The organism is Bradyrhizobium canariense (assembly GCF_019402665.1).
Lineage (GTDB): Bacteria > Pseudomonadota > Alphaproteobacteria > Rhizobiales > Xanthobacteraceae > Bradyrhizobium > Bradyrhizobium canariense.
This window is the reverse complement of the sequence record NZ_VSST01000099.1, coordinates 1-26,586: the sequence shown is the minus strand read 5'-3', so window position 1 is coordinate 26,586 and position 26,586 is coordinate 1. Positions and strand designations below refer to the sequence as shown.

27 protein-coding genes are annotated in these 26,586 nt (G+C 63.3%); 10 read left to right on the top strand and 17 right to left on the bottom strand.

Going from position 1 to position 26,586, the window contains the following annotated elements:
• The first annotated feature begins 6 nt into the window (after window positions 1-6).
• From FXB41_RS38885 to FXB41_RS38875, 3 genes are read left to right on the top strand one after another with little or no spacing between them, the layout of a single operon-like run.
• Entirely contained in the window at window positions 7-1,950 is a 1,944-nt protein-coding gene (locus FXB41_RS38885; protein WP_007595704.1) for a PrkA family serine protein kinase, read from the top strand.
• 19 nt (window positions 1,951-1,969) lie between these two features.
• Complete coding sequence (locus FXB41_RS38880; RefSeq protein WP_198288307.1) at window positions 1,970-3,247, top strand: YeaH/YhbH family protein; 1,278 nt, start codon at window positions 1,970-1,972, stop codon at window positions 3,245-3,247.
• Entirely contained in the window at window positions 3,244-4,779 is a 1,536-nt protein-coding gene (locus FXB41_RS38875; RefSeq protein WP_007595700.1) for a SpoVR family protein, read from the top strand. Before FXB41_RS38880 ends, FXB41_RS38875 begins: the two co-directional genes overlap by 4 nt.
• 229 nt (window positions 4,780-5,008) lie before the next feature.
• Here the strand turns inward: FXB41_RS38875 and FXB41_RS38870 are convergent, their stop codons facing one another.
• The 6 genes from FXB41_RS38870 to FXB41_RS38845 form a co-directional block, all read right to left on the bottom strand.
• Window positions 5,009-5,455, bottom strand: a complete 447-nt coding sequence (locus FXB41_RS38870; RefSeq protein WP_219685518.1) for a DUF1801 domain-containing protein — start codon at window positions 5,453-5,455, stop codon at window positions 5,009-5,011.
• 2 nt (window positions 5,456-5,457) lie between these two features.
• Window positions 5,458-5,676, bottom strand: coding sequence for a hypothetical protein (locus tag FXB41_RS38865; protein WP_007595696.1), 219 nt, complete (start codon window positions 5,674-5,676; stop codon window positions 5,458-5,460).
• Between the two features lie 45 nt (window positions 5,677-5,721).
• Complete coding sequence (locus FXB41_RS38860) at window positions 5,722-6,153, bottom strand: SRPBCC family protein (protein ID WP_007595695.1); 432 nt, start codon at window positions 6,151-6,153, stop codon at window positions 5,722-5,724.
• Complete coding sequence (locus FXB41_RS38855; protein ID WP_007595691.1) at window positions 6,150-6,476, bottom strand: ArsR/SmtB family transcription factor; 327 nt, start codon at window positions 6,474-6,476, stop codon at window positions 6,150-6,152. The genes FXB41_RS38860 and FXB41_RS38855 overlap by 4 nt, the downstream gene beginning before the upstream one ends.
• A gap of 245 nt (window positions 6,477-6,721) precedes the next feature.
• Complete coding sequence (locus FXB41_RS38850) at window positions 6,722-7,171, bottom strand: DsrE family protein (protein WP_007595690.1); 450 nt, start codon at window positions 7,169-7,171, stop codon at window positions 6,722-6,724.
• Between the two features lie 30 nt (window positions 7,172-7,201).
• Window positions 7,202-7,822, bottom strand: coding sequence for a hypothetical protein (locus FXB41_RS38845; RefSeq protein WP_219685517.1), 621 nt, complete (start codon window positions 7,820-7,822; stop codon window positions 7,202-7,204).
• 304 nt (window positions 7,823-8,126) lie between these two features.
• On the opposite strand from FXB41_RS38845, the gene FXB41_RS38840 reads away from it, so the two are divergent.
• Together FXB41_RS38840 and FXB41_RS38835 are read left to right on the top strand one after the other, a co-directional pair.
• Window positions 8,127-9,677 (top strand): SUMF1/EgtB/PvdO family nonheme iron enzyme, encoded by a 1,551-nt coding sequence (locus tag FXB41_RS38840; RefSeq protein ID WP_219685516.1) that lies wholly within the window; start codon window positions 8,127-8,129, stop codon window positions 9,675-9,677.
• 17 nt (window positions 9,678-9,694) lie between these two features.
• A complete protein-coding gene (locus FXB41_RS38835; RefSeq protein ID WP_007595687.1) occupies window positions 9,695-10,138 on the top strand; it encodes a DUF4399 domain-containing protein in 444 nt (147 codons plus the stop codon).
• A 3-nt stretch (window positions 10,139-10,141) separates the two neighbouring features.
• Here FXB41_RS38835 and FXB41_RS38830 read toward each other — a convergent pair whose 3' ends face one another.
• From FXB41_RS38830 to pqqA, 10 genes are all read right to left on the bottom strand, one after another.
• Window positions 10,142-11,197: a 2-oxoacid:ferredoxin oxidoreductase subunit beta gene (locus FXB41_RS38830; protein ID WP_007595686.1), complete on the bottom strand. Its 1,056-nt coding sequence runs from the start codon at window positions 11,195-11,197 to the stop codon at window positions 10,142-10,144.
• A 172-nt stretch (window positions 11,198-11,369) separates the two neighbouring features.
• A complete protein-coding gene (locus tag FXB41_RS38825; protein WP_219685515.1) occupies window positions 11,370-13,217 on the bottom strand; it encodes a 2-oxoacid:acceptor oxidoreductase subunit alpha in 1,848 nt (615 codons plus the stop codon).
• Window positions 13,187-14,986 (bottom strand): FAD-dependent oxidoreductase, encoded by a 1,800-nt coding sequence (locus FXB41_RS38820; protein WP_219685514.1) that lies wholly within the window; start codon window positions 14,984-14,986, stop codon window positions 13,187-13,189. Before FXB41_RS38820 ends, FXB41_RS38825 begins: the two co-directional genes overlap by 31 nt.
• Before the next feature lie 228 nt (window positions 14,987-15,214).
• Window positions 15,215-15,892 (bottom strand): DUF4286 family protein, encoded by a 678-nt coding sequence (locus tag FXB41_RS38815; RefSeq protein ID WP_219685513.1) that lies wholly within the window; start codon window positions 15,890-15,892, stop codon window positions 15,215-15,217.
• Window positions 15,893-16,037: 145 nt separating this feature from the next.
• Entirely contained in the window at window positions 16,038-17,024 is a 987-nt protein-coding gene (gene pip, locus FXB41_RS38810; RefSeq protein WP_219685512.1) for a prolyl aminopeptidase, read from the bottom strand.
• Window positions 17,014-18,213 carry a pyrroloquinoline quinone biosynthesis protein PqqE gene (gene pqqE / locus FXB41_RS38805; RefSeq protein WP_219685511.1) on the bottom strand — a complete coding sequence of 400 codons (1,200 nt, stop codon included), beginning with the start codon at window positions 18,211-18,213 and terminating at the stop codon, window positions 17,014-17,016. The genes pip and pqqE overlap by 11 nt, the downstream gene beginning before the upstream one ends.
• A complete protein-coding gene (gene pqqD / locus FXB41_RS38800) occupies window positions 18,210-18,521 on the bottom strand; it encodes a pyrroloquinoline quinone biosynthesis peptide chaperone PqqD (protein WP_007595669.1) in 312 nt (103 codons plus the stop codon). The genes pqqE and pqqD overlap by 4 nt, the downstream gene beginning before the upstream one ends.
• Window positions 18,522-18,527: 6 nt before the next feature.
• Entirely contained in the window at window positions 18,528-19,319 is a 792-nt protein-coding gene (pqqC, locus tag FXB41_RS38795) for a pyrroloquinoline-quinone synthase PqqC (protein WP_219685510.1), read from the bottom strand.
• Window positions 19,316-20,245 carry a pyrroloquinoline quinone biosynthesis protein PqqB gene (pqqB, locus tag FXB41_RS38790; RefSeq protein WP_219685509.1) on the bottom strand — a complete coding sequence of 310 codons (930 nt, stop codon included), beginning with the start codon at window positions 20,243-20,245 and terminating at the stop codon, window positions 19,316-19,318. Before pqqB ends, pqqC begins: the two co-directional genes overlap by 4 nt.
• A gap of 118 nt (window positions 20,246-20,363) precedes the next feature.
• The gene (pqqA, locus tag FXB41_RS38785) at window positions 20,364-20,444 is read right to left on the bottom strand and encodes a pyrroloquinoline quinone precursor peptide PqqA (RefSeq protein ID WP_007595659.1); all 81 of its coding nucleotides are present in this window, start codon (window positions 20,442-20,444) and stop codon (window positions 20,364-20,366) included.
• Window positions 20,445-20,693: 249 nt separating this feature from the next.
• On the opposite strand from pqqA, the gene FXB41_RS38780 reads away from it, so the two are divergent.
• The 5 genes from FXB41_RS38780 to tarD all read left to right on the top strand — a co-directional run bounded on the left by FXB41_RS38780 (window position 20,694) and on the right by tarD (window position 24,645).
• Window positions 20,694-20,951: a DUF6894 family protein gene (locus FXB41_RS38780; protein WP_007595657.1), complete on the top strand. Its 258-nt coding sequence runs from the start codon at window positions 20,694-20,696 to the stop codon at window positions 20,949-20,951.
• 203 nt (window positions 20,952-21,154) lie between these two features.
• Complete coding sequence (locus FXB41_RS38775; protein WP_007595655.1) at window positions 21,155-22,555, top strand: amidase family protein; 1,401 nt, start codon at window positions 21,155-21,157, stop codon at window positions 22,553-22,555.
• Between the two features lie 2 nt (window positions 22,556-22,557).
• The gene (locus tag FXB41_RS38770; RefSeq protein WP_007595653.1) at window positions 22,558-23,034 is read left to right on the top strand and encodes a glutathione peroxidase; all 477 of its coding nucleotides are present in this window, start codon (window positions 22,558-22,560) and stop codon (window positions 23,032-23,034) included.
• Window positions 23,031-23,288, top strand: coding sequence for a DUF3297 family protein (locus FXB41_RS38765; RefSeq protein WP_007595651.1), 258 nt, complete (start codon window positions 23,031-23,033; stop codon window positions 23,286-23,288). The genes FXB41_RS38770 and FXB41_RS38765 overlap by 4 nt, the downstream gene beginning before the upstream one ends.
• 187 nt (window positions 23,289-23,475) lie before the next feature.
• Window positions 23,476-24,645 carry a D(-)-tartrate dehydratase gene (gene tarD, locus FXB41_RS38760; RefSeq protein ID WP_007595649.1) on the top strand — a complete coding sequence of 390 codons (1,170 nt, stop codon included), beginning with the start codon at window positions 23,476-23,478 and terminating at the stop codon, window positions 24,643-24,645.
• A gap of 351 nt (window positions 24,646-24,996) precedes the next feature.
• Here tarD and FXB41_RS38755 read toward each other — a convergent pair whose 3' ends face one another.
• Complete coding sequence (locus FXB41_RS38755; protein ID WP_007595642.1) at window positions 24,997-26,349, bottom strand: malonyl-CoA decarboxylase; 1,353 nt, start codon at window positions 26,347-26,349, stop codon at window positions 24,997-24,999.
• Window positions 26,350-26,586: the final 237 nt, after the last annotated feature.

Here is a 26,586-nt window from a genome sequence, read left to right as displayed (position 1 = left end):
GGGATCATGTACAACGATTCTCTATTCAACGCTTTCGCTAAGTCGTTCGAGGCGAGAAGCCAACACGACATGTCGATGGCGGAATATCTGGAATCGTGTCGAAGCGATCCCATGAAATACGCGAACGCGGCCGAACGACTGCTAGCAGCGATCGGTGAGCCCCAGACGATTGACACGGCCAAGGACCCACGCCTTGGCCGTATTTTTTTGAACCGCACGATCCGCACCTATCCGGCCTTCGCCGGCTTCTACGGCATGGAAGAAACCATCGAGCGCATCGTCGGTTTCTTCCGTCACGCGGCGCAGGGCCTCGAAGAGCGTAAGCAGATCCTGTATCTGCTCGGTCCGGTCGGCGGCGGCAAATCCTCGCTCGCCGAGCGGCTGAAGTCGCTGATGGAAGTGCATCCGATCTACGTGCTCAAGGCTGGCGACGAGCTCTCGCCCGTGTTCGAAAGTCCGCTCAGCCTGTTCGATCCGGATCAGCTCGGCCCGATGCTGGAAGAGAAATACGGCATTCCGCGCCGCCGTCTCACCGGCCTGATGAGCCCGTGGTGCTACAAGCGGCTGGAAGCCTTCGGCGGCGACATTTCCCAGTTTCGTGTCGCAAAAATCCAGCCGTCGCGGCTGCGCCAGATCGGCATCGCCAAGACCGAGCCGGGTGACGAGAACAACCAGGACATCTCCTCTCTGGTCGGCAAGGTCGACATCCGCAAGCTCGAAACCTACGCGCAGAACGATCCCGACGCTTACAGCTATTCCGGCGGCCTCAACCGCGCCAACCAGGGCGTGCTCGAGTTCGTCGAGATGTTCAAGGCGCCGATCAAGATGCTGCATCCGCTGCTCACCGCGACGCAGGAAGGCAACTACATCGGCACCGAGAACATCGGCGCGATTCCGTTCACCGGCGTCATCCTCGCGCACTCCAACGAAGCCGAGTGGTCGAGCTTCAAGGCCAACAAGAACAACGAGGCCTTCATCGACCGCATCTGCGTGATCAAGGTGCCGTACTGCCTGCGGATCACGGAGGAGCAGAAGATCTACGAGAAGCTGATCCAGGGCTCCGAGCTCGCGGCCGCGCCTTGCGCGCCCGCGACGCTGGAAACGCTGGCGCGGTTCTCGGTGATGTCGCGCCTGCGCAAGCACGAAAATTCCACGACCTACGCCAAGATGAGGGTCTACGACGGCGAGAGCCTGAAGGAGACCGATCCGAAGGCGCGCAGCGTCCAGGAATATCGCGATGCCGCCGGCGTCGACGAGGGCATGGACGGTGTTTCCACCCGCTTTGCCTTCAAGATCCTGGCTGCGACCTTCAACCACGATCCGCAGGAAGTCGCCGCCGACGCCGTGCATCTGATGTACGCGCTGGAGCAATCGATCAAGCGCGAGCAGCTGCCCGAGGAAGTCGAGAAGCGCTACCTCGAATTCATCAAGGCGGACCTTGCACCGCGTTATGCCGAGTTCATCGGCAACGAGATCCAGAAGGCTTATCTCGAATCCTACTCGGATTACGGCCAGAACCTGTTCGACCGCTACGTCGACTACGCCGATGCCTGGATCGAGGACCAGGATTTCAAGGACGCCGACACTGGCCAGCTGTTGGATCGCGAGCTTTTGAACCAGGAGCTGACCAAGATCGAGAAGCCGGCGGGCATCGCCAATCCGAAGGATTTCCGCAACGAGGTGGTCAAATTCTCGTTACGGTCGCGCGCCCAGAACGGCGGCAAGAATCCGACCTGGATCTCCTACGAGAAGATTCGCGATGTGATCGAAAAGCGGATATTCTCCCAGGTCGAGGACCTGCTTCCGGTCATCTCCTTCGGGTCGAAGAAGGACGGCGAGACGGAGAAGAAGCACGGCGAGTTCGTCGCACGCATGGTGGAGCGCGGCTACACCGAGCGTCAGGTTCGCCGGCTCGTCGAATGGTACATGCGCGTGAAGCAGGCCGGTTGAGGCGGATGGAAAAGTGCCGATTCACATTATTGACAGGCGCCTGAATCCTGGCGGCAAGAGTCTCGAGAACCGGCAGCGGTTCTTGCGTCGGGCCAAATCCCTGGTGCAGGGCGCCGTCAAGAAGACCTCGCAGGAACGCGACATCAAGGACGTCCTGGAGGGTGGCGAGGTCACCATTCCGCTCGACGGCATGCATGAGCCGCGTTTCCGCCGCGACGGCGGAACGCGCGACATGGTGTTGCCCGGGAACAAGAAGTTCATCGAGGGCGACTACCTCCAGCGCTCGGGCCAGGGCAGCGCCAAGGATTCCGGACCGGGCGAAGGCGACAGCGAGGACGCCTTCCGTTTCGTGCTCAGCCGCGACGAATTCGTCGATCTCTTTCTCGACGATCTCGAATTGCCCGACCTTGCCAAGCGCAAGATCGCGCACACCGAGAGCGAGGGCATCCAGCGCGCCGGCTACACCACGTCGGGCTCGCCATCCAACATCTCGGTGAGCCGGACGGTTCGGCGCGCACTGGCGCGCCGTATCGCGCTCAAGCGTCCCAGCAAGGAGGAGATCGAAGAGCTGGAAGCCGCCATCGCCGCCTGCGCGGACGAGGACGAGCGTCTGGTGCTGATGGCCCAGCTCGAAAAACTGAAGGCGAAGTCCAAGCGCATTCCCTTCATCGATCCGCTCGATATCCGCTACCGCCGCTTCGAGACGGTGCCCAAGCCCGTTGCCCAGGCCGTGATGTTCTGCCTGATGGACGTGTCGGGCTCGATGTCCGAGCACATGAAGGATCTCGCCAAGCGCTTCTACATGCTGCTCTACGTGTTCCTGAAGCGCCGCTACAAGCATGTCGACATCGTCTTCATCCGCCACACCGATCGCGCCGAGGAGGTGGACGAGCAGACCTTCTTCTACGGCCCGGCTTCCGGCGGCACGCTGGTCTCCAGCGCGCTGCAGGCGATGCACGAGATCGTGCGCGAACGCTTCAGCCCGTCGGACTGGAATATCTACGCCGCCCAAGCCTCCGACGGCGACAATTCCTATTCCGACGGCGAGCTCGCGGGCATGCTGCTGACCGACAAGATCCTGCCGGTCTGCCAGTTCTTTGCCTATCTCGAGGTCGGCGAGTCCGGCGGCAGCGCTTTCGATCTGTCCGACTCCTCGCTCTGGACTCTCTACGAGCGCCTGCGCAACAGCGGCGCACCGCTCTCGATGCGCAAGGTCAGCGAGCGCAGCGAGATTTTTCCGGTCTTCCACGATCTGTTTCAGCGCCGCGACACTGCCCAGGAGAAAGCCGCTCCATGACAGAACGCTTGTTCGAAGGCGCCGATTGGGATTTTCACACCTTGCAGCGCATCACGGATGCCTGCGAGGAGGTGGCGACGAAAGATCTCGGGCTCGACGTCTATCCGAACCAGATCGAAGTCATCACCGCCGAGCAGATGCTGGACGCCTATTCGTCGGTCGGCATGCCGCTGTTCTACAAGCACTGGTCATTCGGAAAGCACTTCGCATATCACGAGGCCTCATACCGCAAGGGCCTGATGGGACTTGCCTATGAGATCGTGATCAACTCCTCGCCTTGCATCTCCTACCTGATGGAGGAGAACACGGCGACGATGCAGACCCTGGTGATCGCGCACGCCGCCTTCGGCCACAACCACTTCTTCAAGAACAACTATCTTTTCAAGCAGTGGACCGACGCCGACGGCATCCTGGACTATCTGGATTTCGCCAAGAACTACGTCATGCAATGCGAGGATCGCTACGGCCGCGTCGAGGTCGAGCGCACCCTCGATGCCGCGCATGCGCTGATGTCGCATGGGATCGACCGCTATCCCGGCAAGAAGAAGCTCGATCTCCGCGCCGAAGAGAAGCGGGCAGGGCGCCGCCGCCAGCATGAGGAGGAGGTCTTCAACGACCTCTGGCGCACCGTGCCGGCGGGAAAGAGCAAGACCCGGTCCGCGCTCAGCGTCGAACGGCGCCGCAAGCTGCTCGGCCTGCCGCAGGAAAACCTGCTGTATTTCCTCGAGAAGAGCGCGCCCCGGCTGGCGCCATGGCAGCGCGAGCTGTTGCGCATCGTTCGCCACATCGCGCAATATTTCTATCCGCAGAGCCAGACCAAGGTGATGAACGAGGGGACGGCGACCTACGTCCACTATCGCATCATGACCAAGCTGCATCAGCAGGGCCGCATCAGCGACGGCAATTTTCTCGAATTCCTGCAGTCGCACACCAACGTCGTGTTCCAGCCCGAATTCGACGACCAGCGCTTTTCCGGCTTCAATCCCTATGCGCTCGGCTTCGCCATGATGCAGGACATCGAGCGCATCGTCACCCGGCCGGAAGACGAGGACCGCGAGTGGTTCCCGGACATCGCCGGCAAGAACGACGTGATGGGCGTGCTGCGCGACGTCTGGGCCAATTACCGCGACGAGAGTTTTATCGCCCAGTTCCTGAGTCCGAAGCTGATGCGGCATCTCCGCATGTTCCACCTGCATGACGATCCCGAGGAGCGCGCCGGCATCCGGGTCGACGCCATTCACGACGAGCGCGGCTTCCGCCGTGTCCGGCGCGAGCTGGCACGGCAGCACGATGTCGGCTACATCGACGCGAATATCGAGGTGGTCGACGTCGATCTCTCCGGCGACCGGCGGCTGATCCTGCATCACCATGTCATCAAGGGCGCGCAGCTCAACGAGACCGACGCCAAGCGCGTGCTCCAGCATCTCGCCGATCTCTGGACCTACGATGTCGCACTGATCGAGGTCGATTCCAACGACAAGGTGCTGCGCGAATACGTCGTGAGCCCGCGGCCGATCTCGGCGGTGGCGTGAGGGCGGGGCAGCTTCCGGAGCGCGACGAGATTAGCCTTGTGGCTTCTGCCAGGGAGCTGCGCTCCCTCCCCCGCTTGCGGGGGAGGGGTGGGGAGAGGGTGTCTCCGCAGCGGGATTCCCCCAGAGGATAGAGCCCTCACCCGGCGCTACGCGCCGACCTCTCCCGCAAGCGGGAGAGGTTGCAGCCAGTCCGCGGCTGCTAAAGCGATCAACGTGAATCAATCGTGCTCTAAGTCGATCGCTTCTTCGCCGGCTTCTTCTTGGCTTTCGACGCATTCAGCTCCACGGCTGCGCGGATCAGCGCCTTCAACGCCTTCTCGTTGATCTTGTCGCCTTCGCGAATATCGATCGCGCGGCGCACGTTGCCGTCGAGGCTCGAGTTGAACAGGCCGGCGGGATCGTCCAGCGCGGCGCCCTTGGCAAAGGTCATCTTCACCACGGCCTTGTAGGTCTCGCCGGTGCAGATGATGCCGTCGTGCTCCCACACCGGAACGCCGCGCCACTTCCATTCCTCGACGACATCAGGGTCGGCCTCCTTGATCAGGCCGCGGATTCGCCCGAGCATGTCGCCGCGCCAGTCGCCGAGCTCCTTGATCCTGCCGTCGATCATCCTGGATGGCGAAGTGCCATTCGTCTTCATCGCGCTGCTGGTTTTCGCGGTCACGGCCTTCTTCATGCTCACGCCTCTTGTCGGGCGCCGCGGCCGCGGCCGAGATATGGCAGCGCGAACATGTAGAGCCCGGTCGCAAGCAACGGGATCAATGGGACGAAGGCGAGCAAGCCGATCCACGTCGCCTGGACTTGCATCGTCAGGGCGACGATGTTGGCGATGACGGCCAGCGTGAAAGCAATCGACAGCCAGCGATGGATCTGTCGAATCCACATATTTCCGGTCAATGAAACCTCCTCTTGAGATGATCGAAATGAAGGCCGGCGGCCGAGCTAGTCTGCCTTGGCCAGCAGCTCGTCCAGCTTGGTGAGAAACTGCTTCCAGCCGGCATGCGCGCCGCCAAATGCCTGCTTCTGCGCCGGGCTGAAGCCCGCTTGCTCGACACGCAGATGAGTGCCTGCGCCCGTCGGCGTCAGCGTGAAGGTCACGACGCTCTTGAGATCGAACGCCGCGTCCTCGTGCGAGAAATTCCAGGTGTAGGCGAGCGTCTTCTGCGGCTCGATGGTGAGGACTTCGCAGTCCAGCACGCCGCCCCATTCGCCGCGAAGGTTGAAGCGGTGGCCCACGTTCGGCTTGAAGTCGTTCTTCATCAGCCATTCCTCGATCAGATGCGGCTGCGTCAGCGCGCGCCAGATCCGCTCTGCCGGAAAGGCAAATTCGCGCTCGACGACGACAGATCGGGTTTCGGTCGCGGATTCGTTCATTGGTCCATCCTCTTCAGGAGATCGTCGAGCGCGTCGAGCCGGTTCTGCCAGAATCCGGCCATCTGGCTGGTCCAGTCGATCAGCGGATTGAGCGCGCCGGGCTGGGCGCTGTAATGCGTCTGCCGTCCTTGATGCCGGTCGCGCACGAGGCCAGCCTGCTTCAGCGCGCCGAGATGTTTTGAGACCGCCGGCTGGGACACGCCCGACAGTGCCGTCAGGGCCCCGACCGTCTGTTCGCCCTCGCGGCACAATCGCTCGAAGATCGCCCGACGGGTGGGGTCGGCGAGCGTCCTGAACAGAAGGTCGTGAGCGGCGGCGGGCATGTAATCCATAACCTGTAAGTTATGGGTATATTCATAACCGTGGAGTTATGGATGTGTCAAGTGGGGAAGTGGTGTGGAAGCGATCCCGCAAACTCCTCTTACCTCTCCCGCTTGCTTTGCGGGAGAGGTCGGCGCGCAGCGCCGGGTGAGGGCTCTCTCCACTTGGGGGTTCTCGATTGCTGAGACACCCTCTCCCCGACCCTCCCCCGCAAGCGGGGGAGGGAGCCCACCACTTTCGCTGCTACCTACGGCCGCAGATAGAGATAGCCCTGCGACTGGAGCTCGGCCAAACGGACCACGCCGCCCTTCTCCGCGCTGACGAAGCCCGGCAAGAGATCCGTAAGCGTGACGTTCTGCGCCTTCATCGTGTTGCCGCAGGCGGCAAGCTCGACGCCATCCTTGGAGAAATCGCCGACGCGCTTGCTGATGTCAGGGTTGGCCTGCGCCGAGTGAAACGCCTTCAGCGCCGGCCCGTGGATCACCAGTGCGATCGTCACATGCTCGGGGCCGCCGACGCCCTCGATGTGGTTCTGGATGTTGCCAAGGACGAAATTGACCTTCTCGGCATCGCTCAAATGATACACCACCTTCAGCTTGTTGCCCGCGCCGGCGTCCGTCGCGGCGTTCGCGCTGGAGGCGCCAAGCGCTGCGCCCAGGCCTGAGATGGCGCTCCACAACATGTTCCGGCGGTTCATGACGATCTCCTCGATTGCGCCGGAGACATATCATTTGTGGCGGAGCGCGGCGAGTTCCTTGCGGTCGGTCACGAGCGAGGCGCATTCCTTATTGTCCGTTCGATCCAGGCGGAAAATCCCGTCGTCGGCGCCGGCGACCAGTGACAGTTCGGCATCCTCATCCGGCTTGTTGTTCTGCCAGACCCTGACCCGCGCCAGCCGCACGATCGCCGATTTGTCGTCCTTCGAGAGCGCGACGCCGATGCCGCCGCCCTCGCAGTCGACGCCGCAACCGAGGCGGATTTCGTTGCCGTCCTTGGTGAACACGGCGTGATGACAGGAGCCGCTGGAATCGAAATCGCCGGAGCGGTGACGATATCTGAAGCCGAGGCGGAAGGAGTTGTGGAGCTGCTTGTCTTCCGTGTCCATCTCCGCCGAGATCAGCAGCTTCATCGCGGCGACCTTCTGCTTCGGATGACGCGCCAGGTGCTCGGCATCGTAGCGCCGCACGAAGCAGGCATAGGCCTTGTTGCCGGGTGCGCCCGCATACATGCGCGCGTTGAAGGTCTCGGCTTCGGCCTTGCTGGCCTCACGGATATCGTCGGCCTCCTCGGCCTGAGCGGCGCCGCCGAGCGCGGCAAGGAAGACGGCAGCAACGAGAAAAGACTTCATGATGGCCTCGCGTGCAGCAACTGAGCTGTACTTTAGACGCGAACCCGGTGCGACGCGTTCATGGTTCGCACATCAATGACACGAGCATCGCAGGGCGGAGCGAGGTGATTAGTTCCACGCGGGGCGTTAGTCATCGGTGGGGTCATAAAGGTTCATTCGATGTAACGTCTTCGCCTTTCGGAACTCGACTCCTGCGATCCCCACGGACATTGCCCGATTTCGTCGATGTGATAGCCTTCACAGACGATCGCCTTTGGCAGTCGTAGGTTGGGGTCTGCCTTTGTAAGTTTGTGGAGTCCCCGCAATGGGCGAAATTCGCAACTTCAGATCCGGGAATGACGAGCCGCCTTCGCACGGGCCTATGCCTCGTCGCCTCGCGGCCATCATTGTCGGTGACATCGCTTCCTACAGCCGCCTGATGCAGGCCGACGAGGAGGGCACGCACGTCCGCGTCAAGCGGATCGAGCGGGATCTCATCCAGCCCAGCATCGTCGAGCACAATGGAAGTCTGGTGAAGACGACGGGCGACGGCTTCATCGCGATTTTCGACAGTCCGGTCGAGGCCGTCCGATGCAGCATCGTCATCCAGCAGAATCTCATCGGCCGCAACGCCTCGCTTCCGAAGGACACTCGGATCGAGTACCGGATTGGCGTCAATCTCGGTGATGTCATCGTGGAGCCGGACGACGTCTACGGCGACGGCGTCAACATCGCCACGCGCATCGAGGGCATCGCCGAGCCAGGCCAGGTCTTTATCTCCGGCGCGATCTACGAGCAGATCAAGCACAAGGTCGTGTGCGGTTACGAGTCGCTCGGGGACCGCAAGGTCAAGAACATCACCGATCCCGTGCGCGTCTATAAAGTGCTGCCGGATGCAGACGCGGTCGGCAGGACGCGGGGGCGGCGCGAGAATACTCTGATCTTTCTCCTGGGTATCACGCTGTCGGTGATTGCCGCCGGTGTGCTGTGGTATCTGCTGGCTCAGACACCGGGCAGGGTGAGCCAGCAGGCCACCGGGCCCACCGCTTCTCCCACCGCTTCGCCTGCCGCATCACCGAGCCCGCAGCCTCCGTCGCGCGAAGCAGCGCCGCAGACGCCGCAGCCTTCTCCCTCGTCGGCTTCGTCATCTCCGTCGCCCGCTCCCGCGCCGAGTCAATCGGCAAGTCAATCGGCCATTCCCGTCCGCGAACCCGAGATGGTCGCCATTCGCGGCGGCAGCTTTGCGATGGGAAGCAATGACGACCCGACCGAGCGTCCTGTCCATCAGGTGACGGTCAAGCCGTTCTCGATCGGAAAATATCCGGTCACCGTGCAGGAATGGAACGAGTGCGCTGCTGCAAAGGCGTGCGGCTTCACGGCGATCGGCAAGGACGATGCGCCGGTCAGCAATGTGAGCTGGACCGACGCGCAGCAATATGCGGCCTATCTCGCTCAGGCGACGAAGAAGACTTATCGGCTTCCGAGCGAAGCCGAATGGGAATATGCCGCGCGGGGCGGAACGCAGACCAAATATTGGTGGGGCGACAAGCTGCAGCCGGGCATGGCCGGTTGCAAGGATTGCGGTGATCTCGCGGCCGAGCAACCGATGAAGGTCGGCAGCTTCAGGCCTAATCCGTTCGGGCTCCACGACATGGGCGGCGGGGTCGATCAGTGGGTCGAGGACTGCTGGCACAAGACCTATCAGGGCGCGCCCGGTGACGGCTCGGCATGGAGCAGCGGGGAATGCAGCGCTCATGTCCTGCGCTCGGGCTCCTGGAAGAACGATTCGAGATATGTGCGGCCGTCCAACCGCGATGGCTACGACACCAACGTTCGTTATCCGACGCACGGATTCCGCGTGGCGCTCAGCCCTTGAGTGGAGGAGTTGGTTTGATGCAGATCCTTCGTTGCGTCGCGCTGGCGGCGGCGCTCGCATTGCTCCCGGGGGTGGCCTTTTCGCAGGGCAAGGCAGCGCCCAAGGACGCCAAGCTCTATTTCATCACCCCGCATGACGGGCAGAAGGTCCGCGGCGGATTCTGGGTCCGGTTCGGCTTGCGCAACATGGGAGTGACCCATGCCGGCGACGAGTATCAGAACGCCGGTCATCATCATTTGCTGATCGACGTCAACGACCCCATCGATCCCAAGGAGCCGATCCTGCAGGACAAGTCGCATCTGCATTTCGGGGCAGGGCAGACCGAAACGCTGCTCGAGCTTCCGCCCGGGACGCATACGCTCCAACTCGTGCTGGGCGATGCCAAGCACTATCCGTTCGAGCCGCCCATCGTGTCGGAGAAGATCACCATACGCGTCCGGCAGCCGGCTGCGGCGCGGTAGCGATCACCGCAGGCTGGCGTTGAACTTGTCCAGCATCGCCGAGCCCGGGCAGAGCGTGTCCGCTTCCAGCGTGTTGAGCGGCGTCTCGACCGTGTTGAGATGCTCGTGCAGATCTTCCGCGTCGGGATCGACGTAGAGCAGCCCCGTGACGATCTGTCCCTTTGCGGCGTGCTTTTGCAGGAAGGTCTGGGCGCCGAGCCGGTCATGCGGATCGTAGTCGGCATCGATCTTGCGCAGCGCGATCCTGCTGCCGTCATGCTGCTCGACCATTTGCACCGTGCCCGGTGCGTAATCCACCGCAATCGGATCGCGGCCGACCAGCACGTCGAGCCGGTTCACCGCGTCATTGTGCTCGCGAACATAGTCGAAGCTCTTGGTCGAGCCGGCGTGATTGTTGAAGGCGATGCAGGGGCTGATGACGTCGATGAACGACGCGCCCTTGTGGCGGATCGCGGCCGCGATCAGCGGCACGAGCTGGGTCTTGTCGCCGGAGAACGAGCGCGCGACGAAAGTCGCCCCCAACTGCAGCGCGATGGCGACGAGGTCGATGGCGTTGTCGGTGTTGGTGACGCCCTTCTTGGACTTCGAGCCGCGGTCGGCGGTCGCCGAGAACTGGCCCTTGGTCAGGCCGTAGACGCCGTTGTTCTCGACGATATAGGTCATGTTCACCCCGCGCCGGATCGAATGGGCGAACTGGCCGAAGCCGATCGAGGCGGAATCGCCGTCGCCGGAGACACCTAGATAGATCAGGTCGCGATTGGCGAGATTGGCGCCGGTCAGCACGCTGGGCATGCGGCCGTGCACGGAGTTGAAGCCGTGCGAATTGCCGAGGAAATAGTCCGGCGTCTTCGACGAGCAGCCGATGCCCGAGATCTTCGCAACCCGGTGCGGCTCGATCGAAAGCTCATAGCAGGCCTCGATGATCGAGGCCGTGATCGAATCGTGGCCGCAGCCGGCGCACAGCGTCGAGATCTTGCCTTCGTAGTCGCGATGGGTGTAGCCGAGCTCGTTCTTCTTCAGCCCGGGATGGTGGAATTTCGGCTTTGCGATGTAGGTCATGACCGTCTCTCTCTGCTCCCTCTCCCCGCTCTTCGCGGGGAGAGGGTCGGGGTGAGGGGCTCTTTCGACGAGCTCGACTCGTGGTGAGTCCTCCTCACCCGGATTGCTGCGCAATCCGACCTCTCCCCGCACGCGGGGAGAGGTGATTGCATCCGATGCCTGCGCCTTACCATCATGACACGGCCTTGCGGAGCGGGGTCACCTTGAGGTGATCCTGGTGGTCGCCAATGGCTTTTGCGATGAAGCGGGCGGTGATCGGCGAGCCGTCGTAGTGCACGATCGGCACCAGCCGCACCGGGTCGATGCCGTTTTCGTTGACGATGAGCTGGCGCAGCTGGCTGTCGCGGTTCTGCTCGACTACGTAGACGAAATCGTGCTCGGCGAGGAAGCTCGCCACGCTGGAGTGGAACGGGAAGGCGCGGATGCGCAGGCGATCGAGCTGATGGCCTCGTGCCTCCAACAATCCGATCGCCTCGTCCATCGCCGGCGTAGTCGAACCGAAATAGATCACGCCGTATTTGGTCGGCCGTTCCGCATTAGCCTGAAGCGGCCGCGGCACCAAATCCTGCGCGGTCTCGAACTTGCGCATCAGCCGCTGCATGTTGTCGGCGTAGACCGAGCCTTCTTCGGAGTAACGCGCATAGCGGTCGCGCGACGTGCCGCGGGTAAAATATGAGCCCTTGGTCGGATGCGTGCCGGGATAGGTTCGGTAGGGGATGCCGTCGCCGTCGACGTCGAGATAGCGGCCGAAGTCGCGGCCTTCCTCCAGCATCTCCGAAGTCATCACCTTGCCGCGGTCATATTGCTTGGCGTCGTCCCACTTCAAGGGACGGCAGAGCCGGTGGTTCATGCCGATGTCGAGGTCGAGCATCAGGAAGATGGTGGTCTGGAGCCGCTCGGCGAGATCGAAGGCCGCGGCCGCGAACTCGAACGCCTCGGCGGGATCCTCAGGGAACAGCAGCACATGCTTGGTGTCGCCATGCGAAGCATAGGCGCAGGCGATGATGTCGCATTGCTGGGTCCGGGTCGGCATGCCGGTCGAGGGACCGGCGCGCTGGATGTTCATGATCACGGCCGGGATTTCGGCGAAATATGACAGGCCGATGAACTCGGTCATCAGCGAGATGCCGGGGCCGGAGGTTGCGGTGAAGGCGCGCGCGCCGTTCCAGGAGGCGCCGATCACGATGCCGATCGAAGCGAGCTCGTCCTCGCCCTGCACGATGGCGTATTTCGCCTTGCCGGTTTCCGGATCGTGCCGGTACTTCTTGCAGTGGGCGGTGAAAGCCTCGGCAACGGACGAGGACGGCGTGATCGGATACCAGGCGCACACCGTGGCGCCGCCATAGACGGCGCCGAGCGCGGCGGCGCTGTTGCCCTCGATGAAGATGCGGTCGCCGACCTTATCGGACTTCTTCACCCGCAGCCCGGTCGGACATTTCAGGTTTTGCAGCGCCCAGTCGCGGCCGAGATGCAGCGCGTGGACGTTGGAGGACAAGAGCTTCTCCTTGCCCTTGTACTGCTCGCCGATCAGCTGCTCGATCAGCTTCGGGTCCATATCGAGCAGCGCCGAGAGCGCCCCGAGATAGATGATGTTCTTGAACAGCTGGCGCTGGCGCGGATCGGTATAGGTCGAGTTGGTGATCGCGGTCAGGGGAACGCCGATCACGGTGATGTCGTCGCGGAATTTCGTCGACGGCATCGGCTTGGTGGAATCATAGAACAGATAGCCGCCGGGCTCGATGCCTGCGACGTCCTTATCCCAGGTCTGCGGGTTCATTGCCACCATCATGTCGACGCCGCCGCGGGCGCCGAGATGGCCGTCTTCGGTCACCCGCACCTCGTACCAGGTCGGCAGCCCCTGGATGTTGGAGGGGAAGATGTTACGGGGGCTCACCGGAACGCCATGACGCAGGATCGCGCGCGCAAACATCTCGTTGGCGCTGGCCGAGCCCGATCCGTTGACGTTGGCGAAGCGGACCACGAAGTCGTTTACGCTGCTGATCGGCTTTTTGTCGGACATGCTGAACCTGCGTGAGTCATCTCGATCAAATATTTCTGCATGTCCCAGGCGCCGGTGGGACAGCGCTCGGCGCACAGCCCGCAATGCAGGCAGACGTCCTCGTCCTTGACCATCACGCGACCGGTCTTGAGGTCGCTGGACACGTAGAGATCCTGGTCCGGATGCAGCGAGGGTGCTTTCAGGCGCTGACGGAGATCGCCTTCCTCGCCGTTATCAGTGAAGGTGATGCAGTCCATCGGACAGATGTCGACGCAGGCATCGCACTCGATGCAGAGCGAGGTGGAGAACACGGTCTGGACGTCGCAGTTCAGGCAGCGCTCGGCCTCGCCGAGCGCCAGCTTGACGTCGTAGCCGAGCTCGACCTCGGTGCGGATGTCCTTCAGCGCGATCACCTTGTCGCGATGCGGCACCTTGTAGCGCTTGTCGTTGGAGATGTCGTTGTCATAGCTCCATTCGTGGATGCCCATCTTCTGCGAGGAGATGTGCACCTCCGGCAATGGACGCTCGGTGACGTCCTCGCCCGAGAGCATCTTGTGGATCGACAGCGCGGCGTCATGGCCCTGCGCCACCGCCCAGATGATGTTCTTCGGCCCGAACGCGGCGTCGCCGCCGAAGAACACTTTTGGATTGGTGGATACGAACGTCTTCGGATCGACCTTGGGCATGTGCCATTTGTCGAACTCGATGCCGCAGTCCTGCTCGATCCAGGGGAAGGCGTTCTCCTGGCCGACCGCGACCAGCACGTCATCGCATTCGATGGTTTGGTCCGGCTCGCCCGAGGGCACGAGGTTGCGTCGGCCCTTGGCGTCGTATTCGGCCTTCACTTTCTGGAAGGTGATGCCGGTGAGCTTGCCATTGTCGTGGACGAAGGCTGTGGGCACGAGGAAGTTGAGGATCGGGATGTCCTCGTGGAGCGCGTCTTCCTTCTCCCAGGCCGAGGCCTTCATTTCCTCGAAGCCGGAGCGCACGACGACCTTCACCTCTTCGCCGCCGAGCCGGCGCGCGGTACGGCAGCAATCCATCGCGGTGTTGCCGCCGCCGAGCACGATGACGCGCTTGCCGATCTTGTCGGTATGGCCGAACGAGACCGAGGACAGCCAGTCGATGCCGATATGGACGTTGGCGGCTGCTTCCTTGCGTCCGGGGATGTCGAGCTCGCGGCCGCGCGGTGCGCCGGAGCCGACGAAGATTGCGTCGTACTTCTCCGCGAGCAGCGCCTTCATGCTCTCGATGCGATGGCCGCCCTTGAAGTCGACGCCGAGACCCAGGATGTAGCCGGTCTCCTCGTCGATGACCGAATCCGGCAGGCGGAATTTCGGGATCTGCGAGCGCATCATGCCGCCGGCTTGGGCATCGGCGTCGAACACGGTGCAGTGATAGCCGAGCGGCGCGAGATCGCGGGCCACCGTCAGCGAAGCGGGACCGCCACCGACGAAGGCGACGCGCTTGCCGTTCTTGGCCGAGGGCCGCGGCAGGCGTTGGGTGATGTCGTCCTTGAAGTCGGCGGCGACGCGCTTCAGGCGGCAGATCGCGACCGGGGTCTCCTCGACGCGTCCGCGGCGGCACGCCGGCTCGCATGGACGATCGCAGGTGCGTCCCAGAATTCCGGGAAACACGTTCGATTTCCAGTTGATCATATAGGCGTCGCTGTAGCGGCCTTGGGCGATCAGTCGGATGTATTCGGGAACGGGGGTGTGCGCAGGACAGGCCCATTGGCAATCGACCACTTTGTGAAAGTAGTCGGGGGCCGCAATGTCGGTCGGTTTCATTCCTACCCTGTCCGCGCAGGCTCAAAGACCCGGCGGCCTTTTCTTGAGCTTGGCGAACGCTAACGCGCGGCGATCTGGTTTCTGAATGACGTCATTGGGTTAGCTTATTAGAACCGGTCCGAAGTACAACGGCAAATTTGGGTGATCACCGGCTTTCATGGGAGCCCAGCGCGCACATCATTAATTGCCGCGCGCAGTATGCGGCGGTGCAACATGTTGCGATGCGTCTTAGTTGCTCGCGATGTCGCTCTTCGCGAGGTCCCACATCAGGCTGTAGGTGCCGACCGACACGGGAAGCGGGAATGGCGAGGCGGCAGGGCCGGTGAAGCGCGCGGCGATCACGGCCGAGACCGCGCCGACATGCGTGCCGTCGATCAGCACGAACCAGTCGCGTGCGCCTTCGTTGCGCACTGCCGGAATGTCCGCGGTCGCGCCCGACAATTCCGGTTCGCTTTCGAGCAGATGCATGGAGATGATGCCGTCGTGCTTTTCCGGCGCCAGCCGTTCTTGCAGTGCGTCACGCCACGCGGCCGCATTGTCCGGCGTCGGTCGCAGCCGCACGAGGCCGAGCGCCGCGCCGCGTCCGGTACCGTTGCTGATCGTGATGCGGGCGACCACGCGGAGCATGTCCTTGAAATGCGCCATGCTCCGCCGCGACCATTCGGTCTGATTGGCGAGCCGCGCCCGGTAGGCGGGACTATCGAGCACGTCGAGCGTCGCGGTCGAATACAGCGAGAGATATTTGGGATTTGCGGCGTGCGCGAGATAGCGCCGCGCCTCGAGGAATCCCTCGATCGCGACGCGCTCTTCCAGATGCTCGCGATCGTACCAGCGATTGAAATCGGCTTCATCTGAAACGTCGATGTTCATCGACGTCAGCAGCATGCCTTTACCAGCGAGTGGCATTTTCTTGTCCTTCTTTACTGACCCTCATGGTGAGGAGCGCGTCTTCGCGCGTCTCGAACCATGAAGGCCCCGCTGCTGCATATCGGCCTTCATCCTTCGAGACGCGCGCGAAGGGCGCGCTCCTCAGGATGAGGGTTTTGGATCTCTAGCGCGAGATCTTCGAGGCGATATCCGCGATCGACTTCATGACCGCGTCCCGCACGCCGGTATCATAGAGCGAATGGCCGGCTTCTTCCACGATGCGAATCTCGGAACCCGGCCACGCTTTCGCTAGCCGCTGCGATGTCTCGGGAGGGCACAACAGATCATAGCGGCCCTGGACGATGATGCCGGGAATGCCGTCGAGCTTGCCGGCGTTCCGCAACAACTGGTTCTCCGTCATGAAGCTGTCGTGAATGAAATAATGCGCCTCCATGAAGGGCGTCGCCGGCAATGTGCGCCAGACGTTCAGCGACGCCAGGTCCAGCCGGGTCTTGGCCGCCTTGTGTTCCGACAAGGCGCGCTCGGTATCGTACCAGGCGCGCGATGCCGGGCCATGCACGGCCGGATCGGCATCGAGGATGCGGCGATAGTAGGCTTCCACCGGCCGCGCGCGCTCCTCGAGCGGCAGCACGCTCAGAAAATCCTCGTAGAGCGCGGGGTAGAATTGCGACAGGCGCGAGGTGAAGGCGATCTCGACTTCAGCACGCGTGCCGAGAAACGTCGCGCGGAGCGCAATCCCGGAGACGCGCGCGGGATGCGCCTGCGCATAAGCCAGCGCCAGCGTCGCGCCCCAGGAGCCGCCGACCACCATCCAGCGCGCGACCCCGAATTTCTCGCGGATTTTTTCCATGTCCGCGATCAGATGCTGCGTGGTGTTGTGCTGGCGCGATCCCTTCGGCCGGCTGCGGCCGCAGCCGCGCTGGTCGAACAGCACGGCATGGAAACGGTCGGGATCAAACAGCCGGCGGTGGTCGGGCTGGCAGCCGCTACCGGGGCCGCCATGCAGATAGACCGCGGGGATTCCGTCGGCGCGGCCGACGCTCTCGACATAGAGCTCGTGGCCGTCGCCGACGTCGAGCGTTTCGGAGGTCAGCGGCGCAAAAGGATCGGCGCGCTTGACTGAGCTGGCCGCGTCGGCGTCAGGCATCATTCCCGGATTCCAGAGTGCCACCGGCGAAATTGCGATAGACGAAGCGGTTGGTTTCGCCCTCGGCCTCGCGCTCGGCCTGCTTGAAGATGGTCTCGTGCAGTGGCGACAGCGCACAGGCCGGATCGGTGTTGGCAGCGTCACCGGTCAGCGCAAAGGCCTGGCAGCGGCAGCCGCCGAAATCGATCTCGCGGAATTCGCAACTCTTGCACGGCTCCTTCATCCAGCCGGTGCCGCGATAGCGGTTGAAGGCGTCCGAGTTCTGCCAGATCCAGGCGATCGAATGGTTGGAGCGTACCGATTCGAAGTCGAGCCCGGTGATGCTCTCGGCGGCGTGGCAGGGCAGCACCTTGCCGGCCGGCGAAATGTTGAAGAACTGCCGGCCCCAGCCGCCCATGCACTTCTTCGGCCGCAGCGCGTAATAATCGGGCACGACATAGTCGATCGTGAGCCGGCCCTTCAGTCGCTCGCGCGCCTCCTCGACGATGCGGGTGCACTCGTCGAGCTGCGCCACCGTCGGCATCAGCGCGGCGCGGTTCTTCAGCGCCCAGCCGTAATATTGGACATTGGCGACCTCGAGCCGGTCGGCGTCGAGATCGACCGACATCTGGACGATATCAGGCAGTTGATGCAGGTTCTGCCGGTGCATCACCGCGTTCACGGTGAGCGGCAGGTCCAGCTCGCGCGTCCATTTTGCCACTTCGAGCTTCTTGCGGTGCCCGCCTCTGTAACCGCCAACGCGATCGGCCAAGCCTTCTTCAACGCCCTGGAAGCTGATCTGCACGTGGCAGAGCCCGGCATCGGCCAGCTCGCTCAGCCGCTCGCGCGTCAGCAGCACGGCCGAGGTGATGAGGTTGGTGTAGAGGCCGACGTCGCTGGCATGCTTGACCAGCTCGACGAGATCCTTGCGCGCGGTCGGTTCGCCGCCGGAGAAATGCACCTGGAGCACGCCGATCTCGGCGAGCTCGCTCAGCACCTTCTTCCATTCCTCGGTGGTCAGCTCCTTGCCCGAGCGGTCGAGCTCGACCGGGTTGGAGCAATAGGGGCATTGCAGCGGGCAGCGGTGGGTGATCTCGAGCAGCACGGCGAGCGGAATGCCGAACGTCTCCGCCGTCGAGCGGCTCTTCTCCAGCACCGCGAGGCTGTCACTGGCGTCGGGCGGAATGGTGGGATTGCCGAGCACATCGCTCATGACGTCTTCTCCCGGGCCTCCGTGAGAAAGCCCTTGTCGGCGAGATCCTGCAGCATGACGATGACGTCGGCCAGGATCGCCTCGCGCGGCGCGGCGTATTTTGCCGCGAGCTGGTCGGACATGTCGCCGACATTGCGCTCGCCGTCGCAGAGCTGCAAGACCTCGACCGCGATCTCGTCCGGCGCCAGTACGCGTTCGGGCGCCAGGATCACCCAGACTTTTCGCGTCTCGTCATATTTCAGCTTGGCGTGCCGCGGCAGCACCGGCCGGCTGGTCTCGCTGACGCTGATGTTGCGCGGCCCGGCCATTGTTCCTCAGCTCGCTTTTTGGTGTTCTTGGGGCACGAATGCGCCCGGCGGAATGTGGCCCTCGACATAGGCGTGCTGGAGCGCGTCGAGCTGCACCCACAGCACGCTGGTCTTGAAGATCAGTGCGTTGCAGACCGACGCGCGTTGCTCGGGCGTGGTGGCATGCGCCTTGACATAGTCGAGCGCAAAGCCGGCATCGCGCGGCGCCTGTGCCAGCCGGCGTTTGAAGTAGCTCATGGTGTCAGGATTGACGAAGTCATAGTGCTCCAGCATGCCGGCAATGCGCTCTTCGTGCAGGTTCGGCGCGAACAATTCGGTGAGCGAGGAGGCGATTGCCTCCAGCGGCGACTTCTCGCGGCAATAGTGGACATAGGCTTCGACCGCGAAGCGCGTCGCGGGCAGGATGCCCTCGGTCGATTCCACATAAGCCGTGTCCAGCCCGAGGCCGTCGGTCAGCTTCAGCCAGCGCTCGATACCGCCTTCGGAGCCGATATCGCCGTCATGATCCTCGATGCGGTGGCGCCATTCCAGCCGCGTGGCGCGGTCGCGGAAGCGCGAGATCACCACCGCGTCCTTGATCGGGATGGTGCTCTGATAATAGTAGCGGTTCAGCGCCCAGGCCTGGACCTGACCCTTGTTCAGCTTGCCGCCGTGCAGGAGCTTATGAAACGGATGCAGGCTGTGATAGCGCGTCGCCCCGATATGGCGCAGCGCCGCCTCCAGCTCCTCGGCCGAGTTGAGCCTGATGTCCTTGCCGACCGAGAGCGCGGTCATTCCAGTCAGTGACGCGGCATTCACAGCACGATCTCCGTTCCGTCGGCGGGTATCTGCCAGCCCGCCGCTTCAGCGGCCTTGCGCTCGGGGGAAGCGGGCAGCAGCGCCGGGTTCGAGTTATTGATATGCAGAAATATCTTCCTGTCGAGTGTGAGGTCGGCGAGCCGCGCGATGGCGCCGTGGTCGCCGGACATCGCGACATGGCCCATGCTCTTGCCGGTCTTGTGGCTAAGCCCAGCCTTGATCATCTCGTCGTCCTGCCACACCGTGCCGTCGAAGAACACCAGCGCAGCGCCGTCGATCTCGGCCTTGAGCGCGTCGGTGACCTCGGCGCAGGCGGCGATGAAGTAGAAGCATTTGCCGGTCGCTTTGTCGGTGATCTTCAGCCCCAGCGTATCGCCCTCGCCGGTGTCGCCGCCCGGATGCGCCTTGCCTTCCAGGTACCAGGCCGATTTGCCCGAAACGGCGAAGGGCAGCACCTCAAGTCCTGAGCGCGCCCCGTCCGGCAGCCGCGGCTCGAACGGCTCGTTGATGCCGACCGGCTGGCGCTGCACGTTCTTCTCGTTCAGCACGTTGAAGATGCTGTTGGCCTTCAGGATCGCCAGCACCTTCTCATGCGCATAGACCGTGAAGGGCGAGCCCTCGCGCATCGACAGCAGGCCTGCCACCGCGTCCACTTCGCTGTTGGTCAGGATCACGCCTGCGATCGGCGTATGGCGCAGCGCGCCTGCCTTCGGATGCAGCTGTGGCGTCGCATTCAATTGCTGGCGGAGGTCGGGGGAGGCGTTGATCAAGAACCAGTGCTCGCCGTCGCCAGTGAAGGCGACCGAGGCTTGGGTCCGTTGCAGCTCTTGGCCGTTATCACGGGCCGTCCGGCAGCCCTCGCAGCCGCAATTCCATTGCGGCACTCCGCCGCCGGCTGCGGAGCCCAGGACGACGACGCGAAGCATGATCCGTCTCCTGGAGGCAATGTCGCGAGGTGGACCTCACGCCAACACAAATCCTGTCTTCCGGACATGCATCGTGACCGAAAGATCCACCTGCGCAGAACGCGAACTCACCAACCGCTTACTTGCGGGTAGCGCTCACATACATGTTGATTTCCATGCCACAGGGCACTTCGACGATCTTCGGGGCTTTCCAGGCCATTTCGGCTCTCCATTTTCGAGATTTCGGACGTATCCGCCCGGGGCTAAGTTACTGCGAGCACAAAAGTTCGCCAGTGAAATTTTCCCGAGGACGGGCATATTGCGCCGCGAAAAAAGCGTGGGGAACAGTACTTTCTGGTGATGCGGCCCTGCGCTCGGCGCATTCGGTCGCGAACCCTGTCCTGATAAAGCAGTTGTGAGTGCAGTGCAGCTTTCAATCCGGTACAGGCGACCCAACTGGAACTTCGTGATGCCCAGATATTTCTTCAACACGCGTATCGGCAACGAACTGATCGTGGATCCTGAGGGAGAGGATCTGCGCAATCCCGACCGTGCCTGGGAGGTTGCCCGCCAGATGATTCTGGAGGTGCTGAGATCGGAAGGCACCCAGCCGGCCCTGCTTGAGGCCGTGATCGAAGTTACCGACCGCGAAGGCGAGATCGTGCTCGAATTCCCCTTCACCGAGGCATTGCTGGACATCCCGGACCAGTCTGCCACCCGGCATTAGTGGTCCGCCGCTCTTTCCCCGTCATTGCGAGGAGCCCTTGAAGCAATCCAGACTGCTTCCGCGGAGGCACTCTGGATTGCTTCGCTTCGCTCGCAATGACGGCGAATGAGGCGTCACCCGGCTCTCGCCCTTCGCCCCTGCGAAATCCGCATGGCTTTGCCGCGTTCCCGGGGCTAAAAGACGCCGGTTAAACGGAGCAAGCCATGCAAGATCTCTGGCGCCTGTCGGCCGCCGACCTCGCCACCCTCGTCAAAACCAAAAAGGTCTCCGCCAGGGAGGCCGCGCAGGCCGGCCTCGCCCGGCTCGACGCCGTCAATCCCCAGCTCAACGCCGTGATCGACCACCGGCCCGAGGACGTGCTCAAGCAGGCCGACGCCGTCGATGCCGCCATCGCCAGGGGCGAGGACCCAGGCCCGCTCGCCGGCGTGCCCGTCACCATCAAGGCCAATGTCGACCAGGAGGGCTTTGCCACCACCAACGGCCTCAAGCTCCAGCGCGACCTGATCGCGCGCGAGGACAATCCGGTGGTCGCCAATTTCCGCAAAGCCGGCGCCGTTCTGCTTGGGCGCACCAATTGCCCGGCCTTCTCCTATCGCTGGTTCACCACCAATCTGGTCCACGGCGACACCAAGAACCCCCGCGATGCCTCGCTCACGCCGGGCGGCTCGTCCGGCGGCGCCGGTTCGGCGGTCGCGGCCGGCATCGGCCATATCGCCCATGGCACCGACATTGCGGGCTCGATCCGCTATCCCGCCTATGCCTGCGGCGTGCATGGCCTGCGCCCGACGCTCGGCCGCATCCCCGCCTTCAATCCGGCCCTGCCGGAGCGTCCGATCGGGCCGCAGATCATGGCGGTGTCGGGGCCGCTGGCGCGCACCGTCAACGACATCAGGATTTCGCTCGCGGCCATGTCGGCCCGCGACATCCGCGATCCCTGGTTCGTGCCCGCGCCGCTGGAAGGCCCCGCGCGGCCGAAGCGCGCCGCGCTGTGTCTCAATCCGGACGGCCTTGCGACCACACCGGAGGTGAAGGCAGCCGTGACCGATGCCGGCAAGCGCCTGGAGCGTGCGGGCTGGACGGTCGATGTGATCGAGAACACGCCGCCGATGCGCGAAGCGGTCGAGTGGCAGATCAAGCTCTGGCTCGGCGACGGCTATGAGGCGCAGCTCGAGATGGCCGAGCGTGAGGGTGATCCCGGCGCGCTGGCGTGCCTGCGCGGCAACCGCGCCAGGGTCACGCCGATGGACCAGGCGAATTACGCCAAGGCATTGACCCGCCGCGCCACGCTGACCCGTGACTGGATGCTGTTCTTCGAGACCTATGCCGTGCTGCTGACACCGGTCTCCGGCGAGCTGCCGTTCCCGGATCATCTCGACCGCAAGGACGAGGAATCCTTTAAGCGGGTCTGGGAAGCGCAACTGCCGCAGATCGCCACTCCCTTCATGGGCCTGCCGGGCCTCGTGGTCTCCACCGGCCTCGTCGGCAAGGCGCCGGTCGGCGTGCACATCGTGTCCGGCCGCTATCGCGAGGATCTCTGTCTGCTCGCAGGCGAGGCGATCGAGGCGGGCGGCGTGCCGCCGTCGCCAATCGATCCCGTGGGTTAGCGATGTCCGTGATCTACGACTTCAAGGCCAACTCGCTTCTCGGCGAAGAAGTGCCCATGCGCCGCTTCGAGGGGCAGGTGCTGCTGATCGTCAACACCGCGAGCAAATGCGGCTTCACGCCGCAATATCGCGGGCTGGAGGATCTGCATCGCGATCTCAATCCGCGCGGCTTCTCGGTGCTCGGCTTTCCCTGCAACCAGTTCGGTGCGCAGGAGCCTGGGCCGGCGAGCGAGATCCAGGCGTTCTGCTCGACCAACTACGACGTCACCTTTCCCCTGTTCGAGAAGATCGACGTCAACGGCAGCAATGCGCATCCGTTGTATAAGTACCTGAAACGCCAGCAATCCGGCCTGCTGGGCGCCTCCATCAAATGGAATTTCACCAAATTCCTGGTGGATCGCGCCGGCAAGGTGGTTTCGCGCTATGCGCCGACCGCGCGGCCCGAAGGATTACGGCAGCAAATCGAGACCCTGTTATGAGCGAGACAATCATGAGCGACGAATTTCCGGACCGCCTCTCGGTCGATCCGAGCAGCCCCTATTACAACGCGGACATTTTGGCGCGCGACGTCGGCATCCGCTTCAAGGGCGTCGAGAAGACCAATGTCGAGGAGTACTGCATCAGCGAAGGCTGGGTCCGCGTCACCGCCGGCAACGCCAAGGACCGCCACGGCAATCCGCTGACGATCAAGGTGCACGGCCCGGTCGAGCCGTATTTCAGGGATAAGAAGTAAGTACTGGCACTGCGAGGAGCGAGCTCAACTCTTAGTCCCTCATCCTGAGGAGCGCGGAACGCGCGTCTCGAAGGATGAAGGCCCGGCCAGTGGCCTCGCCCTTCGAGACGCCTGCTTCGCAGGCTCCTCAGGGTGAGGGTCTGCCGGATAGCTTCGTTCGCAATGACGAAAGTGAAAGGCCAAACCCATGTCCGTCCGCATCGTCGACGTCCGCGAGATCACGAAACCGATCTCTTCGCCGATCCGCAACGCCTATATCGATTTCACCAAGATGACGACGAGCCTGGTTGCGGTCGTCACCGACGTCGTGCGCGACGGCAAGCGCGTCGTCGGCTACGGCTTCAACTCCAACGGCCGCTACGGGCAGGGCGGCCTGATCCGCGAGCGCTTTGCCTCGCGCATCCTGGAGGCCGATCCGAAATCGCTGCTGAATGCGGCCGGCGACAATCTCGACCCCGACAAGGTCTGGGGTGCGATGATGACCAACGAGAAGCCGGGCGGCCACGGCGAGCGCTCCGTCGCGGTCGGCACCATCGACATGGCGGTGTGGGATGCCGTGGCGAAGATCGCAGGGAAACCGCTTTTCCGCCTGCTGGCTGAGCGTCACGGCGTCAAAGCCAATCCGCGCGTGTTCGTCTACGCCGCCGGCGGCTATTATTATCCGGGCAAGGACCTCTCGATGCTGCGCGGCGAGATGCGCGGCTATCTCGATCGCGGCTACAACGTCGTGAAGATGAAGATCGGCGGCGCCGATATCGAGGACGATCGCACCCGCATCGAGGCGGTGCTGAAAGAGATCGGCAACGACGCGCAGCTCGCCGTCGATGCCAACGGCCGCTTCGATCTCGAGACCGGAATCGCCTACGCCAAGATGCTGCGGGATTATCCCTTGTTCTGGTACGAGGAAGTCGGCGACCCCCTCGACTACGCGCTGCAGGCAGCCCTCGCCGAATTCTATCCGGGACCGATGGCGACCGGCGAAAACCTGTTCAGTCACCAGGACGCCCGCAATTTGATCCGCTACGGCGGCATGCGCCCGGACCGCGACTGGCTGCAATTCGATTGCGCGCTGTCCTACGGCCTATGCGAATACCAGCGCACCCTTGAAGTGTTGAAAACCCATGGCTGGTCGCCGAGCCGCTGCATCCCGCACGGCGGTCACCAGATGTCGCTCAACATCGCAGCCGGCTTAGGCCTCGGCGGCAACGAGAGCTACCCCGATTTGTTCCAGCCCTACGGCGGCTTCCCCGACGGCGTCCGCGTCGAGAACGGCCACATCACCATGCCCGATCTCCCGGGCATCGGCTTCGAAGGCAAATCGGATCTCTACAAGGAGATGAAGGCGCTGGCGGAGTAGCGCAACGCGAGGGGCGCGACGGCCGCGCCACACACTCCGTCATTGCGAGCGCAGCGAAGCAATCCAGAGTGTTTCCACGGGAGCAGTCTGGATTGCTTCGTCGCAAGGGCTCCTCGCAATGACGGTGGCGAGAGGGGAGCGCTTCGACGGGCGCTTCGGCTGCTGCGGGCGAATTGCTGGGATTGCGCGAGGTGTCGCCACAATCTCCGTCATTGCGAGCGCAGCGAAACAATCCAGAATCTTTCCGCGGAGGCAGTCTGGATTGCTTCGTCGCAGAGCTCCTCGCAATGTCGGCGGAGAGAGCGTCGTCGGCTGGGTTCGCCTTGACGATGTGCCGTGAGCCGAATGTCGCTACGACAGCCGCATGTCCAGCAGCCGCCGCCCTTCGCCCTTCAGCAGCTTCTTCACCGCGCTCGAGGCCACCACCTCGCCGTCATTCGCATAAGCTTCGTGGTTCTTCTCGATGTCGTCGAGGCGGTAGAGATAGTTGACCATCACGCCGGCGGACTCGCGCACGCCCTTGGGCGAGAGATCGCCTAACCAATTGATGCGCTCGAGGCGGGCGCCGTTGCCGAGATGGAAGCGCGCGACGGAATCGATCAGCTTGCCTTTCGGCGTGCGTGCCTTGAGGAAGTAGTGCGCCGCAAGGGGTTCGATCACGCCACGTAGCAGTGTCGTGGTCTCGGGGTTCTCGAACCATTTGGGATCGTCGAGGCGCTTCAGGATCTCGCGGTCCTCGTCCGACAGCGGCAAATCCTTGTCCTGCTTCACCCATGGCATGAAGCCCGGCACCGGCGACAGCGTCACGAAATTGTCGAGCTTGGGCAATTCGCGGCGCAGCTCCTCCACCACCTGCTTGATCAGGAAGCTGCCGAAAGAGATGCCGCCGAGACCGCGCTGGGTGTTGGAGATCGAGTAGAACACGGCGGTGCGGGCGCGCTCGATCGGGACGGAGGGGCGGTCGACCGCGAGCAGCGGCGCGATCGCGCCGGGGATCGTCTCCGTCAGCGCCACCTCGACGAAGATCAGGGGCTCGTCGACCATCGCGGGATGGAAGAAGGCGTAGCAGCGACGGTCGACCGGATCGATGCGGCGGCGCAGATCGTCCCAGTCGCTGATCTCGTGTACGGCTTCATAACGGATGATCTTTTCGAGGATGTTGGCCGGGGTCGACCAGTCGATCCTGCGCAGCACGAGAAACCCCCTGTTGAACCATGACGAGAGAAGATGCGAAACGTCGCGATCGAGTGCGGCGAGATCGGCGTGCCCGTTCATCATGTCGAGCAGGTCGGCGCGCATCTTGACGAGATCGCCGGTGCCGCCGGGCGCGCGGTTGAGGCGGCGGATCAGCTCCTGACGGCGCGGCTCGGAGGCGAAGTGCAAGGCGCTGGCATCCTCGTCGGCCGGCTTGGCGCGCCATGTCTCGATCGCCTTGGACAGGCGTTCCCGATCCGGACCGAAATCGCGCACCAGTGCTTCGAAAAAGGCGCGACGTCCCGCCGCATCCAGGTCCTGGTAGATGTCGAGCACCTCACGCGCCATGGCGGTGCCCGACGCTTCGCCCCGACCCGACAGCAGCGCGCCGCAGAGCTCGATCAATCCATCGGCGTCCGGCTTGGTGTCGGCAGAATCCCCGCGGCGAAGCAGCGTGCGGCCACGCTCGGAGATGGTGGTGAGCAGGTCGGAGAAGAAAGCGTTGGCCATCGGGGCTTTCGTGTCAGGTTTGTGCGGTGCGGGAATCTTACACGGGATTTGGGCGGAAGCCGATCACAATCAAGCGGGGGATTTTGGCAAGTTTAGCGGGGGCGGGCGGTTCGAAAACCCAAAGAAAGCTGTCATGCCCCGGCTTGACCGGGGCATCCAGTACGCCGCGGCTTTTCGGTTCTAGCCGCGCCGTCCCAGAGTACTGGATCGCCCGGTCAAGTGTTTAGACCGGACAGA

Bases quoted from the DNA above. Each gene is read 5' to 3' on its own strand.
- FXB41_RS38885 (WP_007595704.1), top strand. From the start codon at position 7: ATGTACAACGATTCTCTATTCAACGCTTTCGCTAAGTCGTTCGAGGCG.
- FXB41_RS38875 (WP_007595700.1), top strand. From the start codon at position 3,244: ATGACAGAACGCTTGTTCGAAGGCGCCGATTGGGATTTTCACACCTTG.
- FXB41_RS38870 (WP_219685518.1), bottom strand. From the start codon at position 5,455: ATGAAGAAGGCCGTGACCGCGAAAACCAGCAGCGCGATGAAGACGAAT.
- FXB41_RS38860 (WP_007595695.1), bottom strand. From the start codon at position 6,153: ATGAACGAATCCGCGACCGAAACCCGATCTGTCGTCGTCGAGCGCGAA.
- FXB41_RS38855 (WP_007595691.1), bottom strand. From the start codon at position 6,476: ATGCCCGCCGCCGCTCACGACCTTCTGTTCAGGACGCTCGCCGACCCC.
- FXB41_RS38850 (WP_007595690.1), bottom strand. From the start codon at position 7,171: ATGAACCGCCGGAACATGTTGTGGAGCGCCATCTCAGGCCTGGGCGCA.
- FXB41_RS38845 (WP_219685517.1), bottom strand. From the start codon at position 7,822: ATGAAGTCTTTTCTCGTTGCTGCCGTCTTCCTTGCCGCGCTCGGCGGC.
- FXB41_RS38840 (WP_219685516.1), top strand. From the start codon at position 8,127: ATGGGCGAAATTCGCAACTTCAGATCCGGGAATGACGAGCCGCCTTCG.
- FXB41_RS38835 (WP_007595687.1), top strand. From the start codon at position 9,695: ATGCAGATCCTTCGTTGCGTCGCGCTGGCGGCGGCGCTCGCATTGCTC.
- FXB41_RS38830 (WP_007595686.1), bottom strand. From the start codon at position 11,197: ATGACCTACATCGCAAAGCCGAAATTCCACCATCCCGGGCTGAAGAAG.
- FXB41_RS38825 (WP_219685515.1), bottom strand. From the start codon at position 13,217: ATGTCCGACAAAAAGCCGATCAGCAGCGTAAACGACTTCGTGGTCCGC.
- FXB41_RS38820 (WP_219685514.1), bottom strand. From the start codon at position 14,986: ATGAAACCGACCGACATTGCGGCCCCCGACTACTTTCACAAAGTGGTC.
- FXB41_RS38815 (WP_219685513.1), bottom strand. From the start codon at position 15,892: ATGCCACTCGCTGGTAAAGGCATGCTGCTGACGTCGATGAACATCGAC.
- pip (WP_219685512.1), bottom strand. From the start codon at position 17,024: ATGATGCCTGACGCCGACGCGGCCAGCTCAGTCAAGCGCGCCGATCCT.
- pqqE (WP_219685511.1), bottom strand. From the start codon at position 18,213: ATGAGCGATGTGCTCGGCAATCCCACCATTCCGCCCGACGCCAGTGAC.
- pqqD (WP_007595669.1), bottom strand. From the start codon at position 18,521: ATGGCCGGGCCGCGCAACATCAGCGTCAGCGAGACCAGCCGGCCGGTG.
- pqqB (WP_219685509.1), bottom strand. From the start codon at position 20,245: ATGCTTCGCGTCGTCGTCCTGGGCTCCGCAGCCGGCGGCGGAGTGCCG.
- pqqA (WP_007595659.1), bottom strand. From the start codon at position 20,444: ATGGCCTGGAAAGCCCCGAAGATCGTCGAAGTGCCCTGTGGCATGGAA.
- FXB41_RS38780 (WP_007595657.1), top strand. From the start codon at position 20,694: ATGCCCAGATATTTCTTCAACACGCGTATCGGCAACGAACTGATCGTG.
- FXB41_RS38775 (WP_007595655.1), top strand. From the start codon at position 21,155: ATGCAAGATCTCTGGCGCCTGTCGGCCGCCGACCTCGCCACCCTCGTC.
- FXB41_RS38770 (WP_007595653.1), top strand. From the start codon at position 22,558: ATGTCCGTGATCTACGACTTCAAGGCCAACTCGCTTCTCGGCGAAGAA.
- FXB41_RS38765 (WP_007595651.1), top strand. From the start codon at position 23,031: ATGAGCGAGACAATCATGAGCGACGAATTTCCGGACCGCCTCTCGGTC.
- tarD (WP_007595649.1), top strand. From the start codon at position 23,476: ATGTCCGTCCGCATCGTCGACGTCCGCGAGATCACGAAACCGATCTCT.
- FXB41_RS38755 (WP_007595642.1), bottom strand. From the start codon at position 26,349: ATGGCCAACGCTTTCTTCTCCGACCTGCTCACCACCATCTCCGAGCGT.